This is a genomic window from Nitratidesulfovibrio oxamicus (genome assembly GCF_015731765.1).
Taxonomy (GTDB): Bacteria; Desulfobacterota; Desulfovibrionia; order Desulfovibrionales; family Desulfovibrionaceae; genus Cupidesulfovibrio; species Cupidesulfovibrio oxamicus.
Window position 1 is genome coordinate 1 of sequence record NZ_VRYY01000141.1, and the last position, 5,722, is coordinate 5,722.

Here is a 5,722-nt window from a genome sequence, read left to right on the forward strand (position 1 = left end):
GGCGCAGCGTCTGCCGCGCCTGGTGTCGCGCCTGTCCGCATGGGGGCTGCGCGGCATGGAGGGCCTGGCGGGCATACCCGGCGGGGTGGGCGGCGCCGTGGCCATGAATGCAGGGTCTTACGGTTGCGAGTGCGGTGCTGTGTTGCATGCCGTTTCCGTGTTTTCGCCCGCGCTGGGGCATGTGACCCTTGGCCGCGACAGGTTCCGTTACGGTTACCGGCATTTCGGGGTGCTGGACGAGGCAGGCACGCCGCTGGACGGCTGGTATCTTGTCACCGCCGCCACCTTTGCCCTGTCGCGATGCGACAGCGCCATGGTGCATGCCGCCATGCGCGGCAACTACCTGAAAAAGAAAGCCACGCAGCCTGTGCTTTCCCATAGCGCGGGTTGTGTATTCCGCAATCCGTCATCCGTGAACCCTGCCGGAAAGCTGCTGGACGCTGCTGGTATGAAAGGATACCGCATTGGTGATATGGCATTTTCCATGATGCATGCTAATTTCATGGTCAATGAAGGGAATGGCACTGCAAAAGATGCTTTCAGTTTATTGCAGTGCGCAAGAGTTGCCGTGAGTGAACGTTTTGGAGTTGAGCTTGAGCTTGAAGTGAAGGTCTGGTCATGGCGATAGCACTGTCACGCGGTAAGAAAGGCGTGAAGAATGCGTACAGCAGAAAAAGCGTGAAGCCTCAGAAGGTCACGACGAATTCTGGTCGCGGGCTGCTGTATTTCGCCAAGTGGATCTGCACAATGGCCATGTCTGTCATACTGCTTGTCGGTATAAGTGTAGGCTTGTTGTACATCTACAGATACGCGACAAGATCTGAATATTTTGCAGTCAAAACTATTGAAGTCTCCGGCAATTTGAGGTTAAGACAGGAGGAAATCCTGGGGTTGGCGGGCATTGCCCCCGGCACGAACAGCCTTGCGGTGAACATCGCGGACATGGAGTCCGGGCTGCTGCGCAACCCGTGGATTACGGAAGTATCCGTAAAAAGGTTGCTTCCTGACGGATTTGCGATAAAAGTCGCTGAACGGGAACCGAAGTTCTGGGTGCAGCGCGGTGCAGAGCTGCTCTACGCTGACGAACACGGCAACATCATCGCCCCGGTGGGGGCGGGCCGGTTCACCTCGCTGCCCACGCTGGAAGTGGAGGCGGGGGCCGAGGAAGCCCTGGAGCGGCTGCCCGAGATAACCGGCGATCTGAAGCGGGCCAGGCTGCCCGTGGACATCGCCCTGGTTTCGTGGGTGCGCCTCAGTCCCGGCAAGGGCGTGGAACTGTATCTGGAAAACAGCGACCTGCGGCTCAGCATCGCGCTGGAAGATTGGCGCGACAACCTCGACAGGCTGGGTAAGGTGCTCGACGACCTTGCCCGTCGGGGCGAACTTAAGCAGGTGCGCGAGGTAAAGGCGGGGGGCGTCAACGTCTGGGTACAGAAGGACGCCGCCCTCGGCGGCTGACCCGGCAGTGCGAAACCGCACGGGCAGCCCCTATGGCACCCGTTCGGCATCGCGTAAACAGGAGTAGCAGATGCCCAAGTCGGATCTGATTGTCGGCCTTGATATCGGTACCACGAAAATCTGCGCGGTCGTGGGAGAAGCCACGCCCGACGGGGTCGATATCGTCGGCATCGGCACCAGTCCCTCCACCGGCCTGCGCAAGGGCGTGGTGGTCAACATCGAGCAGACCGTCCAGTCCATCAAGAAAGCTCTCGAAGAAGCCGAACTGATGGCTGGCTGCGAAATCCGTTCGGTCTATGCGGGTATCGCGGGCAGCCACATCAAGGGCTTCAACAGTCATGGCGTCATCGCCGTCAAGGGCGGCGAGGTGGGGCCCAAGGACGTCGAACGCGCGCTGGACGCGGCGAAAGCCGTGGCCATTCCGCTGGACCGCGAAGTCATCCACATCCTTCCGCAGGAATACATCGTGGATGACCAGCGCGGCATTGCCGACCCGCTCGGCATGGCGGGCGTGCGGCTCGAGGTCAAGGTGCACATCGTCACGGGCGCCGTGACGTCCGCCCAGAACATCGTGCGTTCCTGCCACAGGAGCGGGCTCGACGTGTCGGACATCGTGCTCGAGGCGCTGGCCTCCAGCAAGGCCGTGCTGACCGAGGAAGAGAGGGAGATTGGCGTCGCCCTCGTCGACCTTGGCGGCGGCACCACCGACATCGCCGTGTTCTCCAACGATTCCATCAAGCACACGGGCGTGCTTGCGCTGGGCGGACAGAACCTGACCAACGACATCGCGTTCGGGTTGCGCACCCCCATGGTTTCGGCCGAAAAGATCAAGGTCAAGTACGGCTGCGCCATGGCCGACCTTGTGCGCAACGACGACCTCATCGAGGTGCCGAGCGTGGGCGGGCGCGATCCGCGTCGCCTGTCGCGCCAGGTGCTTGCCGAAATCTGCGAACCCCGCATGGAGGAGATCCTGTCGCTGGTGGATCAGGAACTCGTCCGCTCCGGCTTCAAGAACATGATCGGGGCGGGCGTGGTGCTGACCGGCGGCACGGCCCTCATCGACGGGTGCCAGGAACTTGGCGAGCAGATTTTCAACATGCCTACCCGCATCGGCTACCCCCGGAATGTGGGCGGGCTGCGTGACGTGGTGAACAGCCCGAAGTTCGCCACCGCCGTGGGGCTTTTGCGCTACGGCGCCGAAAAGGAGGGCCTTGAACTCAAGTTCCGCATCCGCGACGGAAACGTGTTCAACCGCGTGCTGTCGCGCATGCGCAAATGGTTCTCCGACATCTCGTAAACCGCGGGTCCAACGGAATAGTCATTCGGACAAGGAGAGGCGTATGGAATTTCACGAGATCGATGCCGAAAGCACTGCGAAGATCAAGGTCATCGGCGTCGGCGGCGGTGGCGGCAACGCGGTCCAGAACATGATATCCTCTGCGCTGAAGGGCGTTACCTTCATCGCGGCGAACACCGATATCCAGGCCCTCAGCCGGTCTTCCGCCGAACTCAAGATCCAGCTCGGCGACAAGCTGACCAAGGGCCTCGGCGCGGGCGCCAACCCCGGCATCGGTCGCGATGCCGCCCTTGAAAGCATGAGCGCCATCAAGGACGCCATCGGCGAGGCCGACATGGTCTTCGTCACCGCAGGCATGGGCGGCGGCACCGGCACCGGCGCGGCCCCCGTCATCGCGCAGGCGGCCAAGGAACTTGGCGCGCTGACCGTGGGCGTGGTCACCAAGCCCTTCTTCTTCGAAGGCAAGAAGCGCCTTGAAGCGGCGGAAGTGGGCATCTCCGAATTCCGCGAGCATGTGGACAGCCTGATCACCATTCCCAACGACCGCCTGCTGTCCCTGGCCCCCAAGAAGGCCACCTTCGTGGAAATGCTGAAGAAGGCCGACGAAGTGCTGTACTTTGCGGTGAAGGGCATTTCCGACCTGATCATGGTGCCCGGCCTCATCAACCTGGACTTCGCGGACGTGAAGGCGGTGATGGGCGAATCGGGCCTGGCCATGATGGGCGCGGGCATCGCCCGCGGCGAATCGCGCGCCCGCGAGGCCGCCATGAAGGCCATCACCAGCCCGCTGCTGGAAGACGTGTCCATTGATGGTGCGCGCGGCGTGCTCATGAACATCACCTGCGGGCCCGACCTGACCATCGACGAAGTCAGCGAAGCAGCCGGGATCATTCAGGAAGCTGCGCACGAAGACGCGCGCATCTTCTTCGGCACCGTGTTCGACGAAACGGCGGGCGAGGAAATGCGCATCACCGTCATTGCCACCGGCATCGACGCGGACATGGTGGGCGTTGAAGGCGCGGGCAAGTCGGGCACCGTCACCCCGTTCCGCAAGGGCGGCTCCATGGGCCAGCCCGCTCCCCGTTCCGCCGCGCAGCCGCGCGCCGAACAGGTGCAGCAGGCCAAGCCCGCTCCCCAGTCCGTGCAGCCGCGCGGCCTTGGCGGCTTTTCCGACGACGACCGCAACATTCCCGCCTACCTGCGCAAGCAGGGCCAGGTGCAGGCCACGGTGAACCGCGTCAATACCCACGCCCCCGGCGAAGAAGACTTCATCTTCGATGAGGACGAGTTCGAGATTCCGTCCTTCATCCGCAAGCAGGCGGACTAGCGGACGGAAGTCAGGCCGCATTTGCTTCCTGCCCCTGCGGCAAGGTTGGATGCGGCCCCCGGCCCTGCGGAACCGGCGTACAACCGGGGGGGTACACCGCGGGCACCGGGTTGCCACGCGCCATGGGCGCACGATAGACCCCGCGCCAGGGACGAAGAAGACGCCTCTCCATCCCGGCACGGTTTACGGGAGGGCCGCCCCCAACGGGCGGCCTTTTCTCGTTTGCAGGGCTGGATTTTTCTGCGGCAGTGGTTACGCTGTATGCCGTGCGTGACTGCACGTTGCCAGCGTGTTTGCCGTAAAGACGGCGAGGAAGCCCGAAGCGTGCGCGAGCACGATGGGGCGGCCTTCCGGTCGTAGGGACGGCCCGGCAAGACGTATTTTCGATCAGCCCGCTCAGTCCGACTTTCCTGATCCGGCCTGCGCGTGCAGGTGCACGGGCGATTGCCGGGCGCGTGGTCCGCAAAGGAGACAACCATGTTGACGTTTCATCGTTACGGGGTGGGGACCAGCCCCTCAGGTCCCCGGTATCTGCTGTTCCTGCCGCTGCTTCTGCTGGCGTTGCTGGTGAGTGCCTGCGCGCCGCTCACCCGGGGGCTTGGCGGCAAGGATGTCGTGTCGTCGGCGCGCCCGCCCATGGTGGTGCGCCCGGCAGCCGGGTTCGACCTGCTGGGCAGTGGCGTTGCCTCCCCCGTGCTGGATACGGAGTTGGGACTGCGCCATGCCGACGTGGGCTGGGCCTTTTACGCCGACGCTGCGCGCGAACGGCAACTGGCCGTCGTACTGAGTGAAACGCCTGACGGCTGGCAGTGGGAACTGGATCTTTCCAGCCCCTGGCGCGAGGTGCGGCGCGACGTGTACGCCACCGGGCCTGCCCGTTTCGTCGGGGCGACCTTCCTGATGCCCGCATCCGCCGACCCGTTCTCCCTGATGTTGCCCGCGCCGCCCACGCTGCACGCCGACGAGGGCGAGTGGCGGTGGCTGGTGCGGCGTTACACGCAGTTGTTCGATTTTCGGGCGGTGAAGCTGGTAGTGGAATACCGCGAGCCGATACCCGCCGGGGTTGGGGAACAACTGGCCGACGCCCTGGATGCCGGACAGCAGCCTTCCGGGCGCGCGGGGGCCCTGCTGGGCGAGTTCGAGGCGCGGTCCCGCGCGGCGTTCTCTGTGCTGGCCTACCCCGAGGGAGGGCTGGAGGCGAAAAACTTCGCGCATGATGCCAGCCGGGTGCACGTGCGCAATCTGGCGGGCATGGCCGGGGGCATGGAACCCATCCGCAATCTGCCCAGCGACGACAGGTAGCGCCGGAAGTCGCCAGGGGGGCGCTGGTGTCAGTCCGGAGCATGCCGTGTCGTGACGATTCGCCCGCCCATGCATGTCCTGCATGCCATGTACGATCAACCGCCTTTTCGATGGCGTACCGCACGGCGCAGTCCGTGCGGTACGCATCCCGCACAACCGCCAGGTGACCCATGCCCAAGCTGATAGTCCTTGCCCTTGTCCTGCTGCTTGTCGGTTTCGTCTACGCGTTCATGCATCGCAACCCGCTCCGGCGGGGCCTTGCCGGGGACATGCTGGCCTCGTCGGCGCGGCCCGCGCTGCTGGTGCGCCCGGCATCCGGGCTGACGCCCGCGGGGGCG

At 64.3% G+C, this 5,722-nt stretch carries 5 protein-coding genes; all 5 read left to right on the forward strand.

Annotated elements, in window-relative coordinates; translation table 11 throughout:
- Window positions 1–628: UDP-N-acetylmuramate dehydrogenase (murB, locus tag FVW20_RS06250; RefSeq protein WP_196608758.1), on the forward strand; the 628-nt coding region annotated here is incomplete at its 5' end.
- 125 nt (window positions 629–753) lie between these two features.
- The gene (locus FVW20_RS06255; RefSeq protein WP_269145814.1) at window positions 754–1,458 is read left to right on the forward strand and encodes a cell division protein FtsQ/DivIB; all 705 of its coding nucleotides are present in this window, start codon (window positions 754–756) and stop codon (window positions 1,456–1,458) included.
- A 70-nt stretch (window positions 1,459–1,528) separates the two neighbouring features.
- Window positions 1,529–2,755: a cell division protein FtsA gene (ftsA, locus tag FVW20_RS06260; protein WP_012612098.1), complete on the forward strand. Its 1,227-nt coding sequence runs from the start codon at window positions 1,529–1,531 to the stop codon at window positions 2,753–2,755.
- 43 nt (window positions 2,756–2,798) lie between these two features.
- The gene (ftsZ, locus tag FVW20_RS06265) at window positions 2,799–4,082 is read left to right on the forward strand and encodes a cell division protein FtsZ (protein WP_196608760.1); all 1,284 of its coding nucleotides are present in this window, start codon (window positions 2,799–2,801) and stop codon (window positions 4,080–4,082) included.
- A 477-nt stretch (window positions 4,083–4,559) separates the two neighbouring features.
- Window positions 4,560–5,384, forward strand: coding sequence for a DUF4851 domain-containing protein (locus FVW20_RS06270; RefSeq protein ID WP_196608761.1), 825 nt, complete (start codon window positions 4,560–4,562; stop codon window positions 5,382–5,384).
- The last annotated feature ends 338 nt before the right edge of the window (window positions 5,385–5,722 follow it).